Source organism: Pedobacter heparinus DSM 2366, from assembly GCF_000023825.1.
Lineage (GTDB): Bacteria > Bacteroidota > Bacteroidia > Sphingobacteriales > Sphingobacteriaceae > Pedobacter > Pedobacter heparinus.
In genome coordinates this window covers 4,342,788-4,368,012 of the sequence record NC_013061.1, presented here as the reverse complement: position 1 = coordinate 4,368,012, position 25,225 = coordinate 4,342,788, and the positions used below count along the sequence as shown (strand labels likewise).

Sequence of the window (25,225 nt, the reverse complement as noted above, 5' to 3'; positions counted from 1 at the left end):
TTCTCTAATTGTTGTTTTACTTGTTTTTAATTTATTTAATCAGTTGTATTTATGGTGAATAATAGGCTCCAAAGATGGGCATTTTTTCCATCATAAAAAAGGGATTGGCTGTCTGCAACCAATCCCTGTTAATTTATTCAGCTATTTCTGCCTAAATCAGTTTCTGGTTTACATAATCAAAGCTTTGCTTGATGCTGACATAAGGGTCCTTGGAGAAGTTTTCCTGTTCAACGATCAGGTGCTCCAGTCCGGCCTGCTTGGCATGCTTATAAATGTTTTTGAAATCAATTGTACCGGTACCTACTTCGGTATTGATGGCATGATTGGCTTTGTCCATATCTTTCACATGCCACATCACAAAACGGCCGGGATATTTGTTAAACAACGCAACAGGATCATTCCCCGAACGTACCACCCAGTACAGGTCCATTTCAAACCTGATCAGGTTTTTATCGGTTCCGTTCAGCATGATCTCGTATCCAGTACTTCCCCCTTCGTGCTTATCGAACTCAAATGCATGGTTATGGTAAGCCAGTTTTAAGCCCGATTGTGCCACCAGCTCTGCGGCCTCGTTCAGACGTGCAGTAATTTTTTTGTAATCATCCAGCGTTTTTCTGATCGGCTCGGCGATATGGGCGACAGTAAAATACTGGTTGTTGATGGCGGCCGCACCTTCTATAAGTGGCTTTAACAATTCCTTATTGCCAGAGGTGATGAAATCGTCAATCACAAAATGCCCGCTCGGACTGGTTAATCCATTGGCTTTAAGCAGGTCTTTAAAGGATTTGGGATCCTGGCCCCAATAGCCAGCATTTGCCGAATAACCAAAGGTTTCAACCTCTTTGTAGCCAGCCTGGGCAATTTTTTCAATTACACCCTTTACATCATGGGGGATCTGCTCCCTTAGGGTGTACAACTGGAGCCCGACTTTTTGTTCCGCAGCAGCTCCGCTGCAGGCAAAAGAGGGCAGGAGTACCGCCCCTGCTGCTGCCAGGCCCGCATGTTTAATAAAAGTTCTTCTCGAATTCATAAGGATTGGATTATACGTCGCATATATTTACGGCGTCTCTTAATGATTTGATCTTATCTGCATATTTAGGAATAAATTCCTGTGCCAGGTAGCCTTTAAAGCCCGTAGCCACAATCGCTTTAACAATGGCGGGGTAATACAGTTCCTGGGTATCGTCAATCTCATTCCTTCCAGGTACACCGGCAGTATGATAATGCGAAATGTAAGGGTGATAGGTTTGTATATTGCTGATGACATTGCCCTCATCAATCTGCATGTGGTAAATGTCGTATAGCAGTTTAAAATTTTCAGAACCTAGTCTTTTGCACAGTTCAACACCCCATTCTGTATGGTCGCACTGGTAATCTTTATGGTTAACCTTACTGTTCAGCAGTTCCATAACCAGTACCACACCATGTTTTTCTGCCAGTGGTAATACCTGTTTCAGACCATCTACACAGTTTTTCCATCCTGTTTCGTCATCTTTACCGCGACGGCTCCCACTAAAACAGATGAGCTGGGTATAATCGGCTTCTGCCACTTTAGGAATCATTTCCGAATAGTTTTTGATCAATGTAGGGTGAAATTGCGGGTCGTTCCACCCGTCTACCAGGTTAATCTCGGCGCCGTTGCACATAGATGAGTACAGGCCATGTTTTTTAAGTGTAGGCCAGTCTTTAGGCCCTACCAGATCAATGGCTTTAATGCCAATCTTTTTGGCTTCAATACACAGGCTGTCCAGGTCCATCTTGCTAAAACACCAGCGGCACACAGCGTGGTTTACATTTCCTTTTAACATAGTGGATTGTTGTGATGCTGCAGCAAAAGCGGGTATTGCTGCCGAAACGCCTAAAGCAGCAGTTCCGGCAACAATGTTTTTCAATGCAGTTCTTCTGCTTAAATCTTTGTTCATTTTTCTGTTTTCTTAAGCCTCAACCTTCTTTTTGTCACTAAAGAATAAGAGGAACATAATGGCTACTGCTGCAGAAATAGCTGCAGGTATCATCCATATTTCTTTCCATAAATGGCTGCCATCTACTACATATTTATCTACTACCATGCCAGAAATAATAGAGCCGATCAGCATACCTACACCATAAGTTGCCAATGTAATGAAACCCTGTGCAGCACTTTTAAACCGCTCTCCGGCAAGCCTGTCCGTATAAATCTGACCGGTAACAAAAAAGAAATCGTAACAGATGCCGTGTAGTACAATACCGCCAATCAGCATCCAGTAATTTGCATCGGCATTGCCAAACGCAAAAAACAAATACCTGGCTACCCAGGCGATCATTCCGATGGCCAGCATCTTTTTAACGCCCAGGCGGATAAAGAACAATGGCATCAGCAACATAAACAAGGTTTCTGAGGCCTGGCCCAATACCTGGACCCCGGCGGCAGCTTTTACCCCAATTTCGTTCAGGAAGGGATTGGTAAAATTATAATAGAAGGCCAGTGGAATACAGATCGCAATGGAGGCAATAAAGAAGATCAGGAAAGACTTGTTTTTAAGCAGTTTTAGTGCATCCAGGCCAAGAATATCCCCTAAACTCGTTTTTTCTCCTTTTTTTGCCGGAGGTGTATGTGGAAGTGCAAAACTCAGCAAGCCCAGGACTATTGAGGCTACAGCTGCCATTTTAAAGGTAAGCACCAGGTTTCCTGATTGTTCCCAGTTTAACCAGCCAATGATGATCCCGGCTACAATCCAGCCAATGGTTCCAAACACACGGATAGAAGGAAATTCTTTTTCCGGATCTTTCATTTGCTTAAAGGAAATGGAATTGACCAGTGCCAGCGTAGGCATATAAGCAATCATATAACCTAAAATGAAAGGGAAAAAGCTTTCGAAATTTAGTGAGGTAGAAGCAAACCAAAGCAGTGCGCCACCAGCCAGGTGTAAAACCCCGAGTATTTTTTGTGCCGCAAAAAACCTGTCGGCAATTAAGCCAATAATAAATGGGGCAATGATAGCGCCCAGCGACTGGGTACTATAGGCAGAGCCAATTTGTACACCATCTGACAACAGGTTTTTGCCCAGGTAAGTACCCATGGTCACAAACCAGGAGCCCCAGATGAAAAACTCCAGGAACATCATGGTGGATAATTTAATGCGGTTGTTTAAATTCATGTTTGGTTGATTATTCTTATTTTTTCGGTGAATTACAGCTTTTTAATCATGATGTTGCGGTACCATACCTCATTGCCATGATCCTGCAAAGCAATTTTACCAGATTTAAAAGTACCCCAGTTTTCCCATTTGGCAAATTTACTTCCTGCAACCAGGTTTTTCCAGTTCTCATCCCAAAGCGTGGTAGATACCACTTTTACGCCATTCAGGTATTGTTCCAGCTTGCCATTTTTAGAAATGATCTCGGCAGTATTCCATTCGCCCACAGGTTTAACCGGTTCTGAGCTGCTTTTTACCAGATCATACAGGTCGCCTGCACGATGTTTGGTGATCTTGCCATCAGGATGGCCATCATTGTCCAGCACCTGCATTTCCAGCCCCGTACTATAGGTTTGCGGATATTTTGCTGCATCCTCATGTACATAAAAAATGATACCGCTATTGGCTTTAGGGGCAACCTTCCAGTCGAGTTTTAAGTGGAAATTGCTGTATTCCTCGTTTGTTACCAGGTCGCCACCCTCACTTTTATCTCCCGCAGGTGTAAAATGAAGGGTGCCATCTTCAACTTTCCATTTTGATCCGGTAGTGGTTTTACCGTAAGTATGCCAGCCTTTGGTGGTTTTGCCATCAAATAATTTAGTAAATCCTTTTTTGCCCGACTGGGCGTTTGCAATACTACCGCCCATCAGGGTAAGTATCATGGCCGAAAAAATATATTGTTTCATATTTTTATAATTGGTTTTGGTTGTTTAAAGTTAGCAGGTTTTGCTTACCATCCTGTACGGTATTCTCTTTTTACAAATTGGTTTACGTCATCAAAATTGGTGATCCTCATGTTGGCATTGTCCCACAATAGCTTAATGTTTCTGCCCGGATATTTAATTTTGCCTTCTGCATCTTTGCGCTGTATGTCTGTAGCCCTGATGGCCAGGTTTGCCATCAGCAGTGATTCTGTAAGCGGGCCGGCAATTGAAAAGGGCGAGCTCAGTTCCTGTTTGCCATAGCCAGCAATACAGCCATCAACCCATTGTTTGTAATGGCCATTCTCGCCATCCGGTACACGGGCAAATTTTTGCGCCACATTTAAATTTTCGTTCCTGCTCAATGGCAATAAGCGGGGGTTCCGGCCATAAGTGCCGGCCATCATTTTACCTTTAGTGCCTATAAACAAAGTTCCGTTGCCACCATCGCCAAACACATCGTTGGCACCCAGTTCCTCTGGTCTTTCCGGCTGAATACCACCGTCCATCCAATGTACCACAATGTCGCCCTGGGTTTTATTGGTTTTAGGGAATTTTAAGGTTACATGGCTGGATGGCGGGCAGCTGTCTGGAAAATATCCTCTTTTAAACTCATCTACATACACAGAGCCCACACTGGCCTGAACCTCGGTTGCATATTTTAAGTTCAGTATACTGAATGGGGCTTCTAGCAGGTGGCAACCCATATCGCCAAGTGCACCGGTACCGTAATCCCACCAGCCACGCCAGTTAAAAGGTACCAGTTTGTCTACATAATCTTTATAGGGTGCGGTACCCAGCCATAAGTTCCAGGCCAGGTCTGCAGGTACCTGTGCTTTATTGGCCGACCAGGGAATACCCTGTGGCCATACCGGCCTGTCCGTCCAGGCGTAAACGGTATGTACATCCCCAATCAGGCCGGCATCATACCATTCTTTCATGAGCCTGGGGCCATCGTTAGATGCGCCCTGGTTACCCATCTGGGTTACCACTTTGTATTTATCGGCAGCTGAAGTCAGCATCCGCGCTTCATAAATGTCATGGGTCAGTGGTTTCTGCACATATACATGCTTGCCCAGCTGCATAGCAGCAAGTGCCTGAATGGTATGGTTATGGTCGGGTGTAGAAACAGAGACTGCATCAAAATGTTTGGCTTCTTTATCCAGCATCTGACGGTAGTCCTTATAATATTTTGCTTTAGGAAAAGCTTTTACGCTATCGGCAGCCCTGCTGTCGTGCACATCACAAAGAAAAGCAATATCGGCCTTGCCACTTTTATAAATTCCCGCAATATCTGCTTTGCCCTTGCCACCGGCACCTATACTGGCAACGATCAGCCTGTCGCTTGGGGCTAAAAAGCCTTTGCCACCCAGTACATGACGGGGCACAATCATAAATGCAGAAGCTGCTACTGCGCTTGTTTTTAGAAAATTACGTCTCGATTTTTCCATGACCTTGCTGGTTTATTTTTTGACCGATAAAATATAAGTAACCATTTTTTTTACATCATCCTTATTTAAGGCGTCGTGAGGTGTCATCGGGATCTCGCCCCATACCCCTTTACCACCACTGATGACTTTCTCTACCAGGTGGTTCACATTTTCTTCATTTAAAGGATATTTGGCCGCAATGTCTACATAGGCTGGGCCAATGATCTTATTGTCTTTATTGTGGCAGCCAATGCAGTCATTCTTTGCAATCAATTGTTCCCCCGCTGTAATGTCGGCCGCAGATGCAGTAGTTGCCGGCCCATTCCCGGCAGTATCTTTAGTAGTTTCTGCTTGTTTAAGGGCAGCGGCCCTTTCTTCCGGACTTGCACAAGCTGTCATTGCGAGTACATAGCAGCCCAGGATAAATAGTGTTTTTTTCATTTGTGTATTTATTATAAGCCTAAGATCTTCTTGTTAAAATCATCATTCCCGCCCGAAGCCGCAAAATCGTCAAATGCCCTGTCGGTTACCTTAATGATGTTCTTGCGGATAAATTCTGCTCCTTCCTTTGCACCTACCTGCGCATCCTTGATGCAGCATTCCCATTCCATCACCGCCCAACCGGTATAATCGTACTGCGCCAGTTTGCTGAAGATGGTCTTAAAATCAACCTGTCCATCACCCGGCGAACGGTACCTTCCGGCACGGTTGGCCCAGCTTTGGTAGCCGCCAAAAGTACCCTGCCGACCAGTGGGGTTAAATTCAGAATCCTTCACATGGAAGGCTTTGATGCGCTCATGGTAAAAATCTATGTACTGGATGTAATCCAGCTGCTGCAATACAAAATGTGAAGGATCGTAAAGCAAACAGGCGCGGGGATGGTTGTTCACCTTTTCCAGGAACATCTCGTAAGTGATGCCATCAAAGAGGTCCTCACCCGGATGGATCTCATAACAAACATCTACGCCACAGGCATCAAATTCGTTCAGGATGGGCATCCATCTTTTTGCCAGCTCTGTAAAACCGGCATCCACCAACCCTTCCGGGCGTTGCGGCCAGGGATGGAACATATGCCATAACAGCGAACCGCTAAAAGTGGCATGTGCATTTAAGCCAAGGTTCTGAGAGGCCTTAGCCGCATATTTCAGTTGCTGTACCGCCCATTCTGTTCTTGCTTTTGGATTGTTTTTGTAAGCATCTGGTGCAAAAGCATCAAAGGCAAGGTCGTAAGCCGGGTTTACCGCTACCAGCTGTCCCTGTAAATGGGTAGATAATTCTGTGATCTCCAGTCCGTGTCCAGCTACCCTGCCTTTTAATTCATCGGCATAAGTTTTACTTTCCGCTGCTTTTTGCAGGTCTATGAACCTCGCATCCAGGGTAGGCATCTGTATGCCTTTAAAACCCAGGCCTGCTGCCCATTCGCATATCGCATCTAAGGAATTAAACGGGGCCTCGTCTCCTATAAACTGGGCTAAAAATACACCCGGTCCTTTAATTGTTTTCATTTATTCAGATTTTAAAATCAAACCATTTCTGGTCAGACTGGCCCGATGCCACTACGTTTTCAATAAAAGCCATTCCTCTTACCCCATCTTCAACCCTTGGAAAATCCAGCATGGCCTCAGTAGGTGTACTGCCCTCAAGTTTAGCAGCTACAGTTAAGGCAAAATTCCTGTAAATGTTGGCAAAGGCCTCCAGGTACCCTTCGGGATGTCCACCCGGTACACGGGTATTGTGTTTGGCAATGTCAGACATGTATGCCTGTCCAACCCTGTAAACCTGTGCAGGCTCATTCAGCCATTTTACCAGCAGGGTATTGGGTTCCATCTGGTGCCATTCCATGCCACCTTTTTCGCCGTAAATCCTTATTTTTAAAGCATTCTCTTCTCCGGCAGCAATTTGCGAAGCCATTAAAATACCATTTGCGCCGTTGTCAAATTTCAGCAGTACGTTGCCATCATCATCCAGGGCCCTTCCAGGAACCACAATGTTCAGGTCGGCACACAGCTTGCTGATCTTTAAGCCGGAAATATATTCGGCCAGTTGTGCCGCATGGGTGCCAATGTCGCCCATACATCCACTTTTTCCGCTTTTTGAAGGATCAGTACGCCAGGCCGCCTGTGCATTGCCTTCCCTTTCGGTCAGCGTACTCAACCAGCCCTGAGGATATTCAACCACTACTTTCCTGATGACGCCTAATTTTCCTTCTTTTACCATTTGCCTGGCTTGTTTTACCATAGGATAGCCAGAATAGGTATGGGTAAGGCATAAAATCAATCCGGTTTCTTCCACCTTCTGCTGCAATTGTTTTGCTTCATCCAGCGAAAGGGCAATTGGTTTTTCTATCACCACATTAAAGCCATGCTCCAATGCCATCATTGCGGGTGCAAAATGGGCAAAATTAGGGGTAACTATTGTTACAAAATCAATCCGCTGATCAGCAGGAAGCTGACTTTCCTTGCGGATCATTTCTTCGAAGTTCAAATACGTGCGGTCTTCCGGAAGAAACAACATTTTTCCTGATTCTTTAGCCACATCAGGGTGGACACTCAATGCACCACAGCAAAGTTCTATTTGCCCGTCAATGTTTGCAGCAATGCGATGAACGGCTCCGATGAAAGCATCTTTACCGCCGCCAACCATGCCCATTCTTAATTTTCTTTTCATTATTAAAGGTTACCTTTTTTTAATTCACTAACTGCAAAATCACACGCCCTTGCAGTTAAAGCCATATATGTTAATGATGGGTTCTGACAGGCAGCAGAGGCCATACATGAACCATCTGTTACAAAAACATTTTTTACTTCGTGCATCTGGTTCCATTTGTTCAGTATAGATGTTTTAGGATCGTGGCCCATACGTGCCGTACCCATTTCATGAATGGCCATGCCCGGTGCCGAGCCATTGTCAAAAGTTTTAACATCTTTTGCACCAGATGCCTCCAGCATTTCAGCGGCATCGTTCATCATGTCTACCCGCATTTTACGTTCGTTATCTTTAAACTCGCAATCAATGGCCAGTACAGGTTGTCCCCATTTGTCTTTCTTGCTCTTATCGATATACACCCTGTTTTCAAAATAAGGGAGCGATTCACCAAAACCACCCAGGCCCATATTCCAGGAGCCAGGTACGGTCATCTGGTCTTTAAACTCGCCACCGAAAGCCATTTCTGCTACATCGGCATGCCAGTTACCTCTACTTCCGCCGCCCTGGTAACCAAAGCCCCTCACATAGTCACGTTTATCATTGCCCATGTTCCGATACCTCGGAATGTAAATGCCATTGGCCCGTTTGCCGTAAGTATATTTATCGTCAAAACCTTCAATCCGCCCGTTGGCACCGCAACGGAAATGGTGGTCCATTAAATTATGGCCCAGCTGTCCGCTGCCATTGCCCAATCCGTTGGGATGTTCATCAGATACAGAATTCAATAAAATGAAGGTCGAGGCAAGTGTAGAGCCGTTTACAAATACAATCTTTGCAAAGTATTCTGTCGTTTCTTTGGTTTCGGAATCGATCACAACCACGCCTTTTGCTTTTTGTGTTTCTTTATCGTAAATGATGGTATTTACCAGCGAAAAAGGACGAAGTGTTAAGTTTCCGGTAGCCACAGCCGCCGGAAGGGTAGATGATTGGGTACTAAAGTAAGCACCAAAAGGACAGCCCCTGCTACACAGGTTGCGGTATTGGCAACTGCCACGTCCGCCGTGGGGTACCGTAAGGTTCGCCGTGCGGCCAATGGTCATGATCCTTGATTTGTTCCATTTGGCTTCAATTCGTTTTTTTACCTCTTTCTCTACGCAGTTCATTTCCATGGGCGGTAAAAACTGTCCGTCAGGTAATGCCGGCCAGCCTTCTGCCTGTCCGCTTATCCCGGCAAATTTCTCCACGTAATCGTACCATGGCGCAATGTCCTTGTAGCGGATCGGCCAGTCTACCCCATGTCCGTCTTTCAGGTTATCCTCAAAGTTCAGGTCGCTGAAGCGGTAGCTCTGACGGCCCCACATCAGTGATTTGCCACCCACATGAAAGCCACGGTACCAGTCGAAACGCTTTACCTCTGTATAAGGGCATTCCAGGTCGTTCACCCAAAAGCTTTCGTTAAATTCTGTATAAGGATAGTCTCTTTTCTGTACAGGGTGCGTGGCCTTCTGTTCTTCAGTCAGTTTACCCCTGTGTTCAAATTCCCAGGGCTTTTTCATGGCCGTGGTATAATCTTTTATATGTTCAATGTTTCTGCCTCTTTCCAGCAGTAAAACTTTTAAACCTTTTTCTGTCAGTTCTTTTGCTGCCCAGCCGCCGCTAATCCCAGATCCTACAACAATCGCATCATAAGTGTTCTGCGCAGTTGCTTTAGTATTTAAATTGCTCATTTATTTAATTCTATAAAAGGTTTACGACCAAACTCTCTGACCTGGTTTCAGGTCTACACAACCATCGTAACGGCCCGGGATCTCTACAAAAGCGTATGCTTGTGTAGCACCTATCTCTGAAGTAAAATAGCCCAGTAACGTTAAATCCCTGATGATGGCAAAAAAACGAGGTTCCATTTTAGGCTTGTCCTTCGGTAAGATCGAAATGTTGCCCGCATTCTCTGTCTGCGATTTGGCGGCATCTGCCGGATTTGTCTTTTGTTTATCTTTTTCGGCCTGCTGCTGCTTGTCAAGATTTTCCTTTTCGGCCTTGGTAGCTGCAACTGTTTCATCCCTTACTTTACCCAGCAGTTCCTGGCGTTGTGCCACGCTCAGTTCCAGAAAAGATTTCTTGTAGGTTTCCTTCGACTGCTTGTCCAGGTCCTCCAGCCCTTTCACAAAAGCCTTTTGCGCATCATCGGGATAACAGTCTTTAACCATCATGCTGATGAATGGCCCAACTCCTGCGGCTTTGGCCCCGGGAGAGCTGGTGGTAGGAATAATAATGTCTGCAACTTCGGTGATCAGCTTTTGCTGATCGTCGGTAAATAAAGTTCCGTTTGTTTTAGTGGATGGTGAATTGCAACTTTCTAAAAATACGCCAATTGTAGTTGCCGATAGTGCGCCGCCCATTAAAAAGGCAACACTTCTCACCGCTTCTCTTCTGTTCATATTTGGTTATTAAGGGTGTCCGTGTGTATTTAAAGTGTGTTCTGTTTTGTAATATTAAGCAAAAAAAAATAGATAGTGTTATAAATACACCATAAAGTAAATATATAATGTTTTTGTTACTAAATCAATTTTTTGTGTATTTACATAGTTCACAGATCTGAACGGATAAACAGGTTTATCCTTAATTATTGGGCACAAATTTGGTCGCTATGAACAATTTTAAATAGGTTTGCTCTTATACTTACTGATTACTATAATTCATATCAAATGATGATCGAAAAAATATTAGTATTGGGATCCAACGGTCAGATCGGCACAGAGTTGGTTACTGCATTGCGGAAGACCTATAGTGAAGATAATGTGATCGCCTGCGATATCCGCCGGCCTGATTATGACATTAAGAATTCCGGACCTTTTGAATTTGTGAATGTGCTGGAAAAAGAAACACTGAACACCATTTTCCAAAAATATAAACCTACACAAGTATATCTGCTGGCCGCTTTGTTATCGGCTACAGGTGAGCAAAACCCAAAGCTGGCATGGGACCTGAACATGAACGGTCTGCTCAATATTTTAGAGCTGGCCATCACCTATAAAACTGCAAAAGTATACTGGCCAAGCTCTATAGCCGTTTTTGGTCCCAATTCGCCTAAAGACCAGACCCCGCAGTTTTGTGTGATGGATCCGAACACGGTATATGGGATAAGCAAGCTGGCAGGCGAGCGCTGGTGCGAATATTACCACCAGAAGTATGGGCTTGATGTGCGCAGTATCCGTTATCCAGGACTGATCAGCTGGAAGGCTGCACCGGGTGGGGGTACTACAGATTATGCCATCCATATTTTTCACGATGCACTCAAAAAAGGAAGTTATGCTTCTTTTTTAAATGCTGCAACCGAATTGCCGATGATGTATATGGACGACGCGATCAGGGGGACCATTGAATTGATGGATGCCGAGGCCGGCAAAATCTCAATCCGTTCCAGTTATAATTTTGCCGGTGTAAGCTTTACACCAGAGATTCTGGCTGCTGAGATCAGGAAACATATTCCGGACTTTAAACTAACTTATACCGCCAATGATCCGCGCCAGCATATTGCCGATGGCTGGCCACGTTCTATTGATGACAGCTATGCAGCCAGCGACTGGAACTGGAAGCCGGAATTTGACCTCGCAAAACTGACAACCGATATGTTGAAAAATTTAAAAAAATAACTATAAATTCGCAACCTGTCCGTTAGTGGCTGCAAGACCAGATCAAACCCTGGAAATTTCAGGTTGACGAAAAATATAGCAAGAAAATGGGAAGAGCATTTGAATTCAGAAAAGAAAGAAAATTTAAACGTTGGGCCAAAATGGCCGTACAGTTTACCAGGATAGGTAAGGATATTGTGATGGCAGTGAAAGAGGCCGGGCCACATCCTGAAACCAATTCGCGCCTGCGTACGGCTATACAAAATGCGAAAGCTGTAAACATGCCTAAAGACCGTGTGGATGCCGCCATAAAAAGGGCTTCCGATAAAAGCATGGCCAACTATGAGGAAATTGTTTATGAAGGATATGCTCCGCATGGGGTGGCAGTACTGATAGAGACTGCTACTGACAATACCAACCGTACCGTTGCCAATGTGCGTAGTTATTTCAATAAAACCAATGGTACTTTAGGTAAAACGGGTTCATTGGATTTTGTATTCAACAGGAAATCTGTATTCAGGTTTGTGCCTGCCGATGACCTGGACCTGGAAGAACTGGAGTTTGAATTGATTGATGCCGGATTGGAAGAACTCTATGTAGAAGCTGATGAAGAAGGTAACGATATTGCAGTTGCACAGGGCGCATTTGAAAGTTTTGGATCCCTGCAAAAAGCACTGGAAGAGAAGGGCATAGAACTCAAAAGTTCCAAGCTGGAACGCATTGCCCTTTCACACCATGAAGTGACCGAAGAACAGGCTGCTGATGTATTGAAGCTGATCGATAAACTGGAAGAGGACGATGATGTTCAGGCCGTTTACCACAACATGCCAGATTAATTTTTCCTGTTAGAAAATAACCAGGGCAACAGATCCGGCTCTGCAAAGGCCGGGTCCCAGCTGTTGTGATTGGCTTCAGGATACAAGGTAAGTTTAGCAGGATGGCCCAGTACTTTTAACTGATCAGCAATAATGGTTGAGCAGCTTACCGGTACTACGTCATCTTTTTCACCATGAAAAATCCATAGGGGAACCTTTTGATAGCGCTGTACGTTGGCCACATTGTCGCCCCCGCATATGGCAAAAGCAGCAGCAAACAAGCGGGGTCTACGCCTCAGCAGTTCGTAGGTACCCATCCCCCCCATAGACAAGCCGCCCACATAAACCTGCTTTTTGTTTACATAAGGCTTGTCCATAAAATTATTTACCATGTCCAGTAAAGCCTGCATGGCCTTTGTAGGTTTTCCTTTTTCCTGAAAATTGAAAACGCGTTTGCCGTTAGCCTCTGTACTAATGTTTACATTGGCCCAGTAGCTGTCTGAACTGCATTGCGGAAACACCACGATAGCTGGGAACTGTTTTCTGATCTCGGGTTTTAAAAACAGTTTTGCGCCATGCGTCAGTTGCTTCTGGTTGTCGTTGCCGCTTTCGCCCCGTCCATGTAAAAAGAACAGAATGGGGTACTGTTTTGCAGCATCGAAATTTTCAGGAAAAAGTACCCGGTAAAAAATGCTGTCCTTTCCTTTAATAAAGCTCCCTTTTTCATATTTGGTGAAATCCTGGGCAATACCGTTTAATCCGCAAAACAGTAAAACCATCATAAAGGTCATTTTGAATCTGCTCATCAGGCTAAAATATCGATTTTGCGCAGGATTAAAAAAGCAATCTGTATTTATTTCGAAGCGATGACGGAATCGCAGCAACAATATCGGAAACGCAGAAGAACGTGGCGGGGCACATTGATATTGGGCTGAAAGGGAGCTTAGTGCAACTTTGGTTGGGGTTTGCTGGGGTAGAGATACCCTTTAGCCCAGCAAACCTCAACCAAGCCTTCAATGAACTGTTAGGAAGGGGTAGAGTAAGTTAAAACTGCTACTTCAGGATCAGAACGCAACTCATAAATTACAGGAGTGTCGGCTAATAAAAGCCTTCTGCGTAGCAATCTTGGGGTTTTTAATGTTGGGAACGTTGAATAATCGGGCTGGTTCATGGTTATTGAATTATTATAGCTATCTTATTGTAAAGCTCATTTAGGCTTCGCTATCCCATCATCTTCAATAGGTTCCAGGCTTTTATAGGTATAATTGTATTTATAATACTGAAATGTTTCGTCGTCATTGGTACAAGCCACAACGGCCTCATTATTGTCGCTGCCGTTTGTTTTAACGAAAAAACTGGAATAGTTGATGTGACGTTCCTTCAGGGCTAATTTTACCCATTGCTCCATTGATCTGCCGTCATTACGCCATTCAGTTTGAAAATATTTGTCAATGATTTCTGCGTTACCATCAGGCCTGTTAACATAGCGGATTATTTTAAATGTAGAGATAATCGCAAAGGCGCTAAATGAAATGATTCGTAAAGTTTGGTTCATTTTTTTGAAATGCGTTTTTAGATGTGGTAAGATAAGGAAATGTTTTTAACAAAATGTCCCTGCAAAAGAGGGACATTTGCTATTAATTTCTTAAACTAAACTTCGTTTCCAGCACATCTCTGGAATTTCCGCCAATAAACAAGTTAAAATCACCGGGTTCGGCAACAAACCTTAAAGCCGTATTATAGAACTTCAAATCATTTTCGGTCAGCTTAAAGCTCACAGTTTTGCTTTCTCCGGGTTTTAGGCTGATCTTTTGGAAAGCCTTTAGTTCTTTAACCGGACGGGTAGAACTGCCCACCAGGTCGCGTATGTACAATTGTACCACTTCCTTGCCCTCCCTTGAACCGATGTTTTTAATATCGATGCTGGCGGTAATAGATTCACCAGGTTTAAAGCTGTTTTTACTTAACCTTAAATTGCTGTAGGCAAAACTGGTATAGCTTAGGCCGTAACCGAAAGGGTATAGGGGTTCGTTGCTTACGTCCAGATAGTTGGAGCGGAACTTACTGAACCATTTTCCATCTGCCAATGGCCTGCCGGTATTTTTATGCGCATAATATAAGGGAATCTGCCCCACATTTTGCGGGAAGGTGGCTGTTAATTTTCCCGAAGGGTTCACATCGCCAAACAGTACATCAGTTATTGCTTTTGCCGTTTCTGTACCACCAAACCAGACATTTAAAATGGCCGGTACGTTTTGCTGCTCCCAGTTCAGTACCAGTGGCCTGCCGGTAAACAAGACCAGTACAACAGGTTTACCTGTTTTTAACAGGGCTTGTAACAAACGCTGCTGAACTTCCGGGATTTCCAGGTTGGTACGGCTGGAGGCTTCGCCGCTCATTTCAGAACTTTCACCTAATGCAGCAATAACTACATCTGCAGTTTTGGCCAGTTCCACAGCTTCTTTTATCACTTCTGCTTCAGGGCGGTTGTCTCTTGGAATGTCGCGGCCAAACATGGTGGCACGCTGCTGGTAGGCCTCATCTGTTACCAGGTTTGAACCCAGGCAGTGTACCACTTTTACCTGTTTGCCCAAAACGGCCTTCATGCCTGTTAAAAGAGAGGCGGTATTGGCCAGGTCGCTGTTTACACTCCAGGTACCAGGCATATTGGCCCCTGTATTGGCCAGGGGGCCTATTAAAGCTATGGTACCCGTTTTTTTAAGGGGCAAGGTCTGGTTTTCATTTTTCAGAAGCACAAAAGATTCGGCAGCTACCTCTCGGGCAAAAGCAAGGTGTTCAGGTTTTAAAATTTCCGTTTTAGCCCTTTCTTCATTGCAATAACGGAAAGGATCGTCAAATAAGCCCAGCTTATATTTGGCCTCTAAAACCAATCTGCAGGCTTCATCAATGCGTTGTGCTTTTACTTTGCCTTCCTGTACAGATTTTTTCAGGGTGGTTAAAAAGCCTTCGCCAACCATGTCCATGTCTACACCTGCGTTAATGGACAGGGCCGATACGGCTTTCAGATCGCCCAGGCCATGGTCTATCAGCTCGTTAACCGCAGTATAGTCGGTAACCACAAGACCTTTAAACCCCCATTCTTTACGCAAAAGATCAGTCATGAGCCATTTGTTTGCAGTGGCAGGCACTCCATTGATGTCGTTAAAGGAGGTCATGATACTGCCTGCGCCCGCATCAAGCGCAGCTTTATAGGGCGGCAAGTATTCATTATACATGCGATCCAGACTCATATCCGTGGTATTGTAGTCTCTGCCCGCTTCTGACGCCCCGTATAAAGCAAAATGTTTTACACAGGCCATCATGGTATTGTATTTAGCAAGGTCATCACCCTGGTAGCCTTTTACCATGGCCCTGGCAATTTCTGAGCCCAGATAGGTGTCTTCTCCTGAACCTTCAGAAATACGGCCCCAGCGGGGGTCCCTGGAAATATCGACCATGGGCGAGAAGGTCCAGTTCAGCCCATCTGCTGTAGCTTCTATGGCGGCAATCCGGGCTGTTTTTTTGATCATTTCCATGTTCCAGGTACTGGATAAGGCCAGCGGAATAGGGAAAGTAGTTTTGTATCCATGGATCACATCCTGACCAAATATGATAGGTATTTTGAGCCGGGTCTGATTAACGGCTATTTCCTGGGCCTTACGGATGCGTGCAGGGGTGGTTAAGCTAAAAATACCTCCTACCTGTCCTTTCTTGATTTTACTTTCTACATCGGTGCTTACTACCGAGCCCGTAGTAGCTTCGCCACCGGTAAGCAGATTTAGCTGCCCGATCTTTTCGTCTAATGTCATTTTTGACATCAGGTTACTGATGAAGGTATTCATTTGCTGATGGGTAGCTTTGCCCGTTTTTTTGGTTTGGGCAAAAGTTATATGGGCAGTAAAAATGAGCGTAAGGATAAATAAGTTAGCTATTTTCATGGTGGTGTGTGTTCGTTTGTGCTGTTAGTTTTTGATGACAGGTTTCTGGAGAGCGGGACTTTTGAAATGCAGGCTGCGCAGACCATTTTGTACCTCGGGACTGCTCATAAAAAGTTTCCAGAGCAAGCCACTTCGGTAATTTTCGATCATCACAATGATCGGTCCCTGATCAATGGCCAGGTGGGATTTTGCATACCAGTTTTTTTCTTCACTAAAGGCATCAATGAAACCATATTCAGTCCATAACTTATCGCCCATGTTAAAATAGAAATGTTTTAAGACCTGCATAGATTCTGCAGGTGTATAAGGAAAGGAAGATAAAGCTGCGGTAGGGGTAATTACAGCATCATCGTTAGTTGGAGAATGTGCAGCATAGCCAGCCCAGCTATCGCTGGCTGTTAAACCCCAGCTATTGGCACCGTAGCCCTTGTATTTTTTAGGATTATCGATACAATAAGCCCTGTTGATCAGGGTGTGGTTCCTGTTCTGTTCCCAGTAATCGGCACCGGCATCATTTAAACCACGGGGATCGAGGCCGGTAAAAGAGTAATGGGCAAAAAACAAAGGGCCACCATAGTCGAAGCCCAAAGGCAGGGTAATGTCGTAAAATTTTTTACCATTCAGGTAGGTGTTGTTGTTGGCAAAACCATCTTTATATACTTTGTAATCAATGCTATGGCGTGTTGAGGATGCTGCCAGGACGTAGGTAATGAGGCATTCATTGTATCCCTTGATGGGGTGGTCCATAGCCCAGCCGTTGTCGGGGCTCCAGTGCCAGTACAGCACGTGCTGGTTTTGGGTAAACCAGTCCCATTCTATGGCATTCCACATTTCGTTTATTTTACTTCTGATACTGTTTTCGACCGGGTTGTCTGCCGTATAATACTGGCGCGCAGTAAGCAGGCCCTGAAACAGTAAGGAAGTTTCTACAATGTCGGCCCCATCATCTTTAAGGCTAAACCTGATGGTCTTGCCTGTTTCTCCGTTCAGCCAATGTGGAAATGCGCCATGGTACATATCTGCTTTATATAGGAAATCGACAATCTTTTTTGTTCTTGCAGCGGCCTGTTCGCGGGTAATGAACTTTCTTTCGGCAGCCACAATGATGGCCATTACGCCAAATCCGGTGCCGCCGGTGGTAACCACTTCAGGGCCATAATTTAAGGTAGTATTGCTGCGTTCGCGGGCCATACCGCTTACCGGATGTCCAAAATCCCAGAAATAGCGGAAGGTTTGTTTTTGTACCAGGTCTAACAGCTGTTCGTCGTTCAGGTCTTTCCTGATTTTCATTTCAGGCTTTATGCCTTCATTTTTATTGGGCAGTGTTTTTACCTGGGCATAAGTAGAGCTTGTAAAAAGGGTTAAAAGTAAAAACAGGTAAAATAAGTTTCGTTTCATGTTAAAGTGTAATTTATAAATTAGGGCTGTTAAAACCCAGTTTAAGCAAGCCCGATTTAACTTCCGGCGCAGTCATAAACAAATTCCATAGCAATTTGCTGCGGTAGTTTTCGATCATAATGACAATTGGCCCCTGGTCTATGGCAAGAGTTTGGGTGTCAAACCATTTTTCCTGTAGCGAGAAGGCATCTACAAAGCCATAGTCCTTAAAGAGTTTGTCGCCCAATTTGTAATAAAAGAATTTTAAGGCCTGCATAGATTCTACAGGTGTATAAGGGAAAGAAGAAAGGGCTGCTGTTGGTGCAATTACACCACGGTCGTTAGCTGGAGAGCTTGCTGCATAACCATTAGGAATATCGCTGGCGGTAAGTCCCCAGCAGTTCTCGCTATAACCGGCATATTTTTTAGGATTGTCTGCACAGTATTTATAATTGATGAGGGTATGCGCCCTGTTCTGTGTTTCGTAATTGGCATAAGTATCTGTTAAGCCCATAGGATTCAGGCCGAGAAAGGAATAATGGGCGAAAAACAGCGGACCACCATTGGCAGTGCCCAATGGCAATGGTATGCCATAATAGCTGTTGCCATTTTTTATGGCACCGTTTTTTGCCCAGCCTATATCGTACACCGATTTGGGGATGCTATGGGTAGGGGAAGATGCGGCCAGCACATAAGTGATCAGACATTCGTTATATCCGCTAATGGGCAGGTTCATTTCCCAGTTGTAATCCGGGCTCCAGTGCCAGTACAATACATCACTGTTGTTTTTACGGTACCAGTCCCATTCCACTCCGTTATAAATGGAGGTAATGTCATTCCTTAAAGCGGTTTCGGCAGCATCACTGCCAGTAAAATACTGGCGTGCGGTAAGCAAACCCTGCATCAGCAGGGAAGTTTCTACCAGGTCGCCGCCATTGTCTTTTGTACTAAAGGGCAATGCGGCCCCGGTATTGCCATCCAGCCAGTGGGGGTAAGCCCCATGAAAACGGCTGGCTTTGTTTTTTAAAAAATCTACGATTTTCTGCATTCTTGCCAGGCCCGCGGCACGGGTAATAAAACTGCGGTGTACACCGGTAACCAGCGCCATAACACCAAATCCGGAACCACCGGAAGTTACTGTATTGCCGGAAGTGCTCCTTTCACGGGCCAGGCCACTTACGGGATGTCCGAAATCGTAAAAGTATTTAAAAGTCTGTTGCTGGATCAGTGTAAGCAGTTCATCATCAGAAATCCGAGGACATTTATCAGTATCGTCAAAACCGGTACTGAGGCTGATCCTTACCGGATTGAGCAGTCGTCCACCCTTTGCCGGTTTTATGGCATTGGTTATTTCGAGGTGATAACCGGCAAAGGACAAAAAGTTGTTTTGTGGGGTAATGCTGAGGGTTTTATCTGCATCCTGTAAAGCCTGGCTAAAGGCCACATTTGCGCCGGCTGCATCGGTAAGTTTAACACCTGCAGCTATTGTTGCCGGATCTATCGCTTCTGTAAAGCTGAATTTGATAACCGGTTTTCCATTTACCTCATAATTTAAAGTGCCATTGTAAGCTCCGTTTACGGTAAAGGATAAGGAGGTATCGGTAGCTGACACGCCCGATTCTTTGCTTTTACTGCAACTGGCAAGCAGTAGCAAAAGACAGGAACATCCGGTGTAAAACAATAGCTTTTTAAATTGGGTCATAGGGTTCAAATGGTGTTTAATGAGCGGAGCTGCATGTTGTAGCTCCGCTACATATTTATTTTCCGGCAAGGCCTAATTTATAAATGGCCTGGATGTGTGCGTCTGTTAAAGCAATGTTCCAGACTTTCAATTCGTCAATTCTGCCAGTCATTGCTGCAAAACTTACATCGGTACTTACGCTTTTGCCAGGTATAACATTATAGTTTCCTCCAATGATCACTTCGCTTGGCTCATAGGATTTAAAGAGTGCAGTTCCAAGGCCTCTGCTAAAAAAGGCGCCAACCCTTATGCCATCGGCCCAGATGTTAAATACACCTGTAGTACCTTCATAGGTCAGCAAAAGGTGTGTCCATTTACTCGCACCTATTTTTGGGGTCAGGTAAGGAAAATAATTGGCATCACCAGGGTTATCCCTTTTGGTATTGACATTGTCCTGCATGCCACCACTTACTGCTGTAAAAGTTGGATTGATCTTGAGCTCATCCGTATTGCTGGCCGGAAAACTTTGGGTATTTAAAATGAAATTGATGTTTCCGTTAAATATACCTGGACGCGCCAACTGGAAGACCATGGTTTTTTTTGAACCATTGTTCAAAATCTGTACCCATGTACTGATGGTAAAATTGGCAAAAACATCTGTTTTAAATTTGGCAAACTGTGTGGCATAATAAAGGTAGCCGGCGCTGAGGCTGAGGGCCTTGCCTTTAACACCACCATCAATAAACGAATTGCCGGCTGCTGTTGTTGGGGCAGTACCGCTGATTTTCTCATTGTTTGTGCCATCGAAATCCCAGTAAGCAATCAGATTTGCCGAAGCAACTTCATCGGAATTGTTATAGCCATCAATCGTCCCCGCATATTTTGATGCGTCTGCATCGGGCAGGTTATTTGGATTGCCGTCTTTTTTACAGGAACTGATTAGGAGCCCGACTGTAAGGGAAAGAACGCAATAATTGAAATATGATATTGAAAACTTCATGTTCGTATATTTTTAATGATTAATAACCAAAATTTTGTTTCAATACACCCTTGCTGATCTCTATCTGTGCAAAAGGGATAGGTAAGAGTTCGTGCTTGCCGGTAACGAAATTTTTCCCTGCATTTTGCAGTACCTGTCCGGCAATGCCCCAGCGTACCAGGTCAAAGAAACGCTCATGTTCCATGGCTAGCTCAACCCTTCTTTCGTGGCGGATGATCTCGCGCAGCTGCGCCTGATCAGTTACCGTGATGTCTGGTAAAATACCCGGAGTTGTTCCTCTTGCTCTTTTTCTTACACTGTTCAATGCATCTAGCGCAGCAGTGGTATTTGCGGTGCCACCTACTTCATTTGCAGCTTCTGCATACATCAGTAATACATCTGCATAACGCAGGATCCGGATGTTCATCCAATAGCTGAAATTGTCAAGCAGTGCATTTCGCGTTGCAGGATTACTGTGTACTTTGTGGTTGTACCTGGTATTTGGTAAACCGGTAGGAACAACTTCACCAAAAACTGAGGTGCCTCCGGCGTATAAAATGGTTCTGGCTTTACGTGGATCGCCGGTTTCATAAGTACCTTCGAGTTGTGGACTTGGGATATTAAAGCCCCAGCCAAGGTTCCAGATACCTGTTCCCCTTACACCCTGGATACTTGCAAACTGGCTTCCGAAACTTCTTTTTTCCGTCAGGTTAGCTGTTGCCTGAATTTCGAATACAGATTCTTTACTGTTTTCACCTGTTTCTTTAAAAATATCATCATATGGAGTGCTTAGGTTGTACTGTTGTGAGGTAATAACCAGGTTAGCGGCACTTTGGGCAGCTGCCCAGTTTTGACGGGTAAGGTATACTTTGGCCAGTAAGCCGTTCGCCGCACCTCTGGTTGCTCGTCCGGGAAACTTGCTTGGATCCCAGCTTAAGGGCAGGTTGGTTCCGGCAAACTGCAGGTCACTTTCAATTAAGGTATAGGTAGCGGCCGGTTCACTTTGGGCAACGTTAGATTGGGCAACGGGATCATCAAATACTTTGTCTATCAGGGGCACCCTGCCAAATAAGCGTACCAGCATGAAATAGGCATAGCCACGCAAAAATTTAGCTTCTGCTTCTGCAAATACTTTTGATTCTGCTGGTGTGCCCGGGTCAAGATCTTTAGCTACCTTATCCAGCACAATATTGCTCTTGTTTACGATATTGAAGTAGCCTCTCCAAAGATCATTTGCCAGGACATTACTGGTGGTAATGTTGAAATTGTCCATTTCAAGTGAGGTAGGGCCATCGGTAGGTGTACTGCCTTTATCAGCATCGTCACTTCTGATACCGGTTGCAGCAATAAATCCGCTTCCAGAGGCATCATATGAGCGCAGGATGTCATAGGTGGCAAATATTTCCGAATCAAATGGACCTGATCCTTTAGGATAGGGATAGGTGTCGGAAGTGTATGTTCCTTGTGGATCGCGATCCAGGAAGCTTTTTTTACAACTCGCCAGTAAGGTAATTGCTGCGATACTAAAAAGCATCAGACAGAAATTTTTATTGTTAAATGTTTTCATCTTCTTTTAATAAGGATTCCATTAAAATGTTGCATTGATACCAAATGTGTAAACTGCCGGAATTGGATATACTCCATTGTCAGCACCACCACCAAGTACATCACTGATCGGTGCTTCAGGCGAATATCCGGTAGTTTTTGTCCAGGTATGGATGTTCTGTCCACTCACATACAAACGGAGGTTTTTAACACCTGCTTTTGCCAGCATAGCTGGTTTAAAGGTATAACCCAATTGTACGGTACGCAGACGGAAGTAATCTCCCGGCTCCAGGTAATAGCTGCTGAACAGGTAGTTGTTGAGTCTGCCTTTCTGTAAAATGGGTTCAACGTTACTGGTTCCTGGCCCTGTCCAGGCATTTAATCTGTTGGTTTCAAAGTTCAGGTCAGCAAAAGTTGCGGTACGGCGCTGGGTGTATACTTTATTGCCGGCAACACCTTGTCCCTGTAACAAAACATCGAAACCTTTGTAGCCTAAGTTCAGGTTCAGGCCATAACTCCAGGCAGGAAAGGGAGAACCTAGCTTAATCCGGTCGGCAGGTGTGATCTTACCATCACCATCTGTATCCTGATAGGCAATATCACCAGGGAGTGAGTTGGATAGCCTGGCCATTTTGTCCAGATCGGCAGTCGATTGATAAATGCCTATTTGCTTATATCCATAAAAGTGACCTATCGATTCTCCGGTAATGGTCCTGTTTGCACCGCCATTTCCGGTTAGCAGGAAGTTAATGTTATTTCCGATGGATACGACTTCGTTTTTATTGTAACTAAAATTAGGTGTGATATTATAGGTGAAATCACTGCCGATTTTATCATTCCACCCCAGGGCCACCTCAATTCCTTTATTGGATATAGTGCCCAGATTGGTACGGTAAGGATAGCTTCCGCTAGTATTCAATAAAGTGATCTGGGTAATGATGTCTTTTGTTGTACGGTCATATACATTAATTTCTGCGCTTAAGCGGCTGTTCAAAGCTTTCAGATCCATTCCCAAGTCTAATCCTCTTACTACTTCCCATTTCAGGTTTGGATCTGCAATATAGGCAGGTGCAATGCCGGGATAAATGTTGTCGCCGAACACGCCCGAGCCAGAGGTGGTAACACCTGGTCTGAAGATATTGGGAGGTAAGCCCTGTCCGTTACCTGTTGTTCCCCATGAACCACGAAGTTTCAAAAAGTCAACACCTTTAATGTTTTTGAAGAAGCTTTCTTCGGAGAGCACCCATCCCAAACCAATACCGCCAAAATTACCCCAGCGGTTTTGAGGGGCAATACTGGACAGCCCGTCTCTTCTATAAGTGGCATTTATCAGGTATCTGTCTTTATAAGCATAGTTTACCCTTGCAAAATAACCCATTGAGGCCCTTTCTTCACCACTACCGGTTACACCACTTGGATTGCTTTTGTCGGCAATGCCAATGTACCAGTAAGCAGGGTCATCTGGAATATTTAGCCCGATGTCTGTCCGGTCCCCGGAAAGTTTAGTCTCACTTCTGAAGATAGAAGTAAAACCTGCAACAGCTGTTACCTTATGGTCGTTATTAAAGGTGTTTTCATAAGTTATTGTGTGGTCCTGCTGAAACTTTCTGAATTCGTCAGCTCCCTGTCTTACCGAAGTACGGGCATTTGGATTGTCGAATCTGGTGGTAGGGATATTGCCTTCTCCTAAATAGATAACAGTAAAGGGCAGGCCTGTATATCCCCGGTTATTGTTGAAACCAAGGTCGGTATAAAACTGCGACCTCCATTTAAATTTTTTCAGGAAAGTAACATCGGCGAAAAGGTTTCCGACTACCCGGTAACCTTTGTTAATGCTGTTTCTGTCGTTTTGGTAAATCCTGGCTACCGGATTACCAACCTGGCCCCGCTGAAATCCAGGCATGGCATAATAAGCAGTTTCACTTTCCCTGATGCCAACTATCGGGGCTGCCCATAATGCATTGTTCAGATCTCCGCTCGAGTTGTTCAGAATCCAGTGTGTTCCTGTTATATCTGCGCCAATTTTAATGTTATCATTTATTCTTATTTCCTCGTTTACCCGGGCTACATATCTTTGATACTTTCCAAATTTAACTACACCTTCCATTGTATTGTATCCCAGGTTGATCAATGTGGTTGATTTTTCACCGCTATTGGAAATGCTCAGGTTATTGTTGCTTTGAAAGGCTGATTGGAGGATTTCTTTCTGCCAATCGGTATCTGCAGTATAATTGGTATAATCGTAAGATCCCAATCCGGAATTAGCGAGTAGGTTGTTGTACAATTTAATGAATTGTGCTGCATTGGTTACATCAATGGTATTCAATACTTTTTGTACACCGGCAGAACTTTGAAGGTTAATGGTGGTTTGTCCTTTAGCTGCCCGTTTTGTGGTAACTACAATCACACCGTTTCCTCCCTGCAAACCAAAAATAGCTATAGAAGAAGGGTCTTTTAATACTTCAATGCTTTCTATATCTGCGGGATTGATGTAATCGATATTGTCCTGATGCACGCCGTCAACTACATAAAGAGGATTGTTGCCTCCTGATGTTGTGCTGTTTACCCCCCTGATCCTTACGGTAGGTGCGGCACCGGGTGTGCCACTGTTTACAACGGTTAAACCGGCTACTTTACCCTGTAAAGAAGATAGAGGATTGGTGTTTGGCATTTTTGCCACTTCGTCGCCTTTGATCTGTGTAATTGCTCCTGTTAGATCACGTTTTCTTTGCGTGCCATAACCTACTACAACTACACCTTCAAGGTCTTGGGAGGCAGAGGAAAGCACGACATTAATTGTGGTTTGATTGCCGATCTGCATTTCACGGCTGGTATACCCAATGGATGTGAAAACCAGGGTTGCATTTGCAGGTGCGCTGATGGCATATTTGCCCATTGCATCTGTGGTTGTTCCTTTCTGGGTTCCTTTTACCTGTACACTGACACCAGGTAGCGGCAGTTTATCTGCTAAATCTGTTACTACACCAGTTACAGTAAGGTCCTGTGCTTGTGTTACGCTCGTAAAAAGAAAACAGAGAAAAGTTAAAACTGAAAGTTTTGTAAAGATTCTTTTCATACTATTTGGTTATTTAAATGTTAGATAAAGCTCCGGTACTATTGTGGGGAATACAAAAAAAGTGCCTCTACATTAATACATCATCAGCAGATTTTGCACTATCTCATCTATGCTTTCTACATTCGTTTTTGGTATAAAAACGATGTTTTTTAAGCCACAAACAGAAATTTACTACTACAACAATATTGTTTTTTAAGGCTAAAATAATTACACCCTGAAAGCGGTGATG

20 protein-coding genes are annotated in these 25,225 nt (G+C 44.4%); 2 read left to right on the top strand and 18 right to left on the bottom strand.

Going from position 1 to position 25,225, the window contains the following annotated elements; all coding sequences use genetic code 11:
• Positions 1-151: 151 nt before the first annotated feature.
• The 10 genes from PHEP_RS18225 to PHEP_RS18180 are packed head-to-tail and all read right to left on the bottom strand — an operon-like array spanning position 152 to position 10,391.
• On the bottom strand, positions 152-1,030 hold the full coding sequence (locus PHEP_RS18225; protein ID WP_015809453.1) for a sugar phosphate isomerase/epimerase family protein: 879 nt from the start codon (positions 1,028-1,030) through the stop codon (positions 152-154).
• 10 nt (positions 1,031-1,040) lie between these two features.
• Positions 1,041-1,922, bottom strand: coding sequence for a hydroxypyruvate isomerase family protein (locus PHEP_RS18220; RefSeq protein WP_015809452.1), 882 nt, complete (start codon positions 1,920-1,922; stop codon positions 1,041-1,043).
• 12 nt (positions 1,923-1,934) lie between these two features.
• On the bottom strand, positions 1,935-3,137 hold the full coding sequence (locus PHEP_RS18215; protein WP_015809451.1) for a nucleoside permease: 1,203 nt from the start codon (positions 3,135-3,137) through the stop codon (positions 1,935-1,937).
• Positions 3,138-3,169: 32 nt separating this feature from the next.
• Positions 3,170-3,862: a 3-keto-disaccharide hydrolase gene (locus tag PHEP_RS18210; RefSeq protein ID WP_015809450.1), complete on the bottom strand. Its 693-nt coding sequence runs from the start codon at positions 3,860-3,862 to the stop codon at positions 3,170-3,172.
• Between the two features lie 44 nt (positions 3,863-3,906).
• On the bottom strand, positions 3,907-5,328 hold the full coding sequence (locus PHEP_RS18205) for a Gfo/Idh/MocA family protein (RefSeq protein ID WP_015809449.1): 1,422 nt from the start codon (positions 5,326-5,328) through the stop codon (positions 3,907-3,909).
• 12 nt (positions 5,329-5,340) lie between these two features.
• Positions 5,341-5,748 carry a c-type cytochrome gene (locus PHEP_RS18200; protein ID WP_015809448.1) on the bottom strand — a complete coding sequence of 136 codons (408 nt, stop codon included), beginning with the start codon at positions 5,746-5,748 and terminating at the stop codon, positions 5,341-5,343.
• Positions 5,749-5,759: 11 nt separating this feature from the next.
• Entirely contained in the window at positions 5,760-6,812 is a 1,053-nt protein-coding gene (locus tag PHEP_RS18195) for a sugar phosphate isomerase/epimerase family protein (protein WP_015809447.1), read from the bottom strand.
• Between the two features lie 4 nt (positions 6,813-6,816).
• Complete coding sequence (locus PHEP_RS18190; protein ID WP_015809446.1) at positions 6,817-7,974, bottom strand: Gfo/Idh/MocA family protein; 1,158 nt, start codon at positions 7,972-7,974, stop codon at positions 6,817-6,819.
• Between the two features lie 2 nt (positions 7,975-7,976).
• Positions 7,977-9,680 carry a GMC oxidoreductase gene (locus PHEP_RS18185; RefSeq protein WP_015809445.1) on the bottom strand — a complete coding sequence of 568 codons (1,704 nt, stop codon included), beginning with the start codon at positions 9,678-9,680 and terminating at the stop codon, positions 7,977-7,979.
• 21 nt (positions 9,681-9,701) lie between these two features.
• Entirely contained in the window at positions 9,702-10,391 is a 690-nt protein-coding gene (locus PHEP_RS18180; RefSeq protein WP_015809444.1) for a gluconate 2-dehydrogenase subunit 3 family protein, read from the bottom strand.
• A gap of 270 nt (positions 10,392-10,661) precedes the next feature.
• Between PHEP_RS18180 and PHEP_RS18175 the strand changes: the two genes are divergently transcribed.
• Complete coding sequence (locus tag PHEP_RS18175; protein WP_049772322.1) at positions 10,662-11,606, top strand: NAD-dependent epimerase/dehydratase family protein; 945 nt, start codon at positions 10,662-10,664, stop codon at positions 11,604-11,606.
• A gap of 86 nt (positions 11,607-11,692) precedes the next feature.
• On the top strand, positions 11,693-12,421 hold the full coding sequence (locus PHEP_RS18170; RefSeq protein ID WP_015809442.1) for a YebC/PmpR family DNA-binding transcriptional regulator: 729 nt from the start codon (positions 11,693-11,695) through the stop codon (positions 12,419-12,421).
• Here PHEP_RS18170 and PHEP_RS18165 read toward each other — a convergent pair.
• From PHEP_RS18165 to PHEP_RS18130, 8 genes are all read right to left on the bottom strand, one after another.
• Positions 12,418-13,206 (bottom strand): carboxylesterase family protein, encoded by a 789-nt coding sequence (locus PHEP_RS18165; RefSeq protein ID WP_036674893.1) that lies wholly within the window; start codon positions 13,204-13,206, stop codon positions 12,418-12,420. The genes PHEP_RS18170 and PHEP_RS18165 overlap by 4 nt on opposite strands.
• Positions 13,207-13,607: 401 nt before the next feature.
• Positions 13,608-13,955: a hypothetical protein gene (locus tag PHEP_RS18160; RefSeq protein WP_015809439.1), complete on the bottom strand. Its 348-nt coding sequence runs from the start codon at positions 13,953-13,955 to the stop codon at positions 13,608-13,610.
• An 82-nt stretch (positions 13,956-14,037) separates the two neighbouring features.
• Positions 14,038-16,338, bottom strand: a complete 2,301-nt coding sequence (gene bglX / locus PHEP_RS18155; RefSeq protein ID WP_015809438.1) for a beta-glucosidase BglX — start codon at positions 16,336-16,338, stop codon at positions 14,038-14,040.
• A 24-nt stretch (positions 16,339-16,362) separates the two neighbouring features.
• Positions 16,363-17,736 (bottom strand): glucoamylase family protein, encoded by a 1,374-nt coding sequence (locus tag PHEP_RS18150; protein WP_015809437.1) that lies wholly within the window; start codon positions 17,734-17,736, stop codon positions 16,363-16,365.
• Between the two features lie 13 nt (positions 17,737-17,749).
• On the bottom strand, positions 17,750-19,417 hold the full coding sequence (locus tag PHEP_RS18145) for a glucoamylase family protein (RefSeq protein ID WP_015809436.1): 1,668 nt from the start codon (positions 19,415-19,417) through the stop codon (positions 17,750-17,752).
• Between the two features lie 55 nt (positions 19,418-19,472).
• A complete protein-coding gene (locus tag PHEP_RS18140) occupies positions 19,473-20,396 on the bottom strand; it encodes a LamG-like jellyroll fold domain-containing protein (protein ID WP_015809435.1) in 924 nt (307 codons plus the stop codon).
• Between the two features lie 19 nt (positions 20,397-20,415).
• Positions 20,416-21,942 carry a RagB/SusD family nutrient uptake outer membrane protein gene (locus tag PHEP_RS18135; protein WP_015809434.1) on the bottom strand — a complete coding sequence of 509 codons (1,527 nt, stop codon included), beginning with the start codon at positions 21,940-21,942 and terminating at the stop codon, positions 20,416-20,418.
• 21 nt (positions 21,943-21,963) lie between these two features.
• Positions 21,964-24,996, bottom strand: a complete 3,033-nt coding sequence (locus PHEP_RS18130) for a SusC/RagA family TonB-linked outer membrane protein (RefSeq protein WP_015809433.1) — start codon at positions 24,994-24,996, stop codon at positions 21,964-21,966.
• Positions 24,997-25,225: the final 229 nt, after the last annotated feature.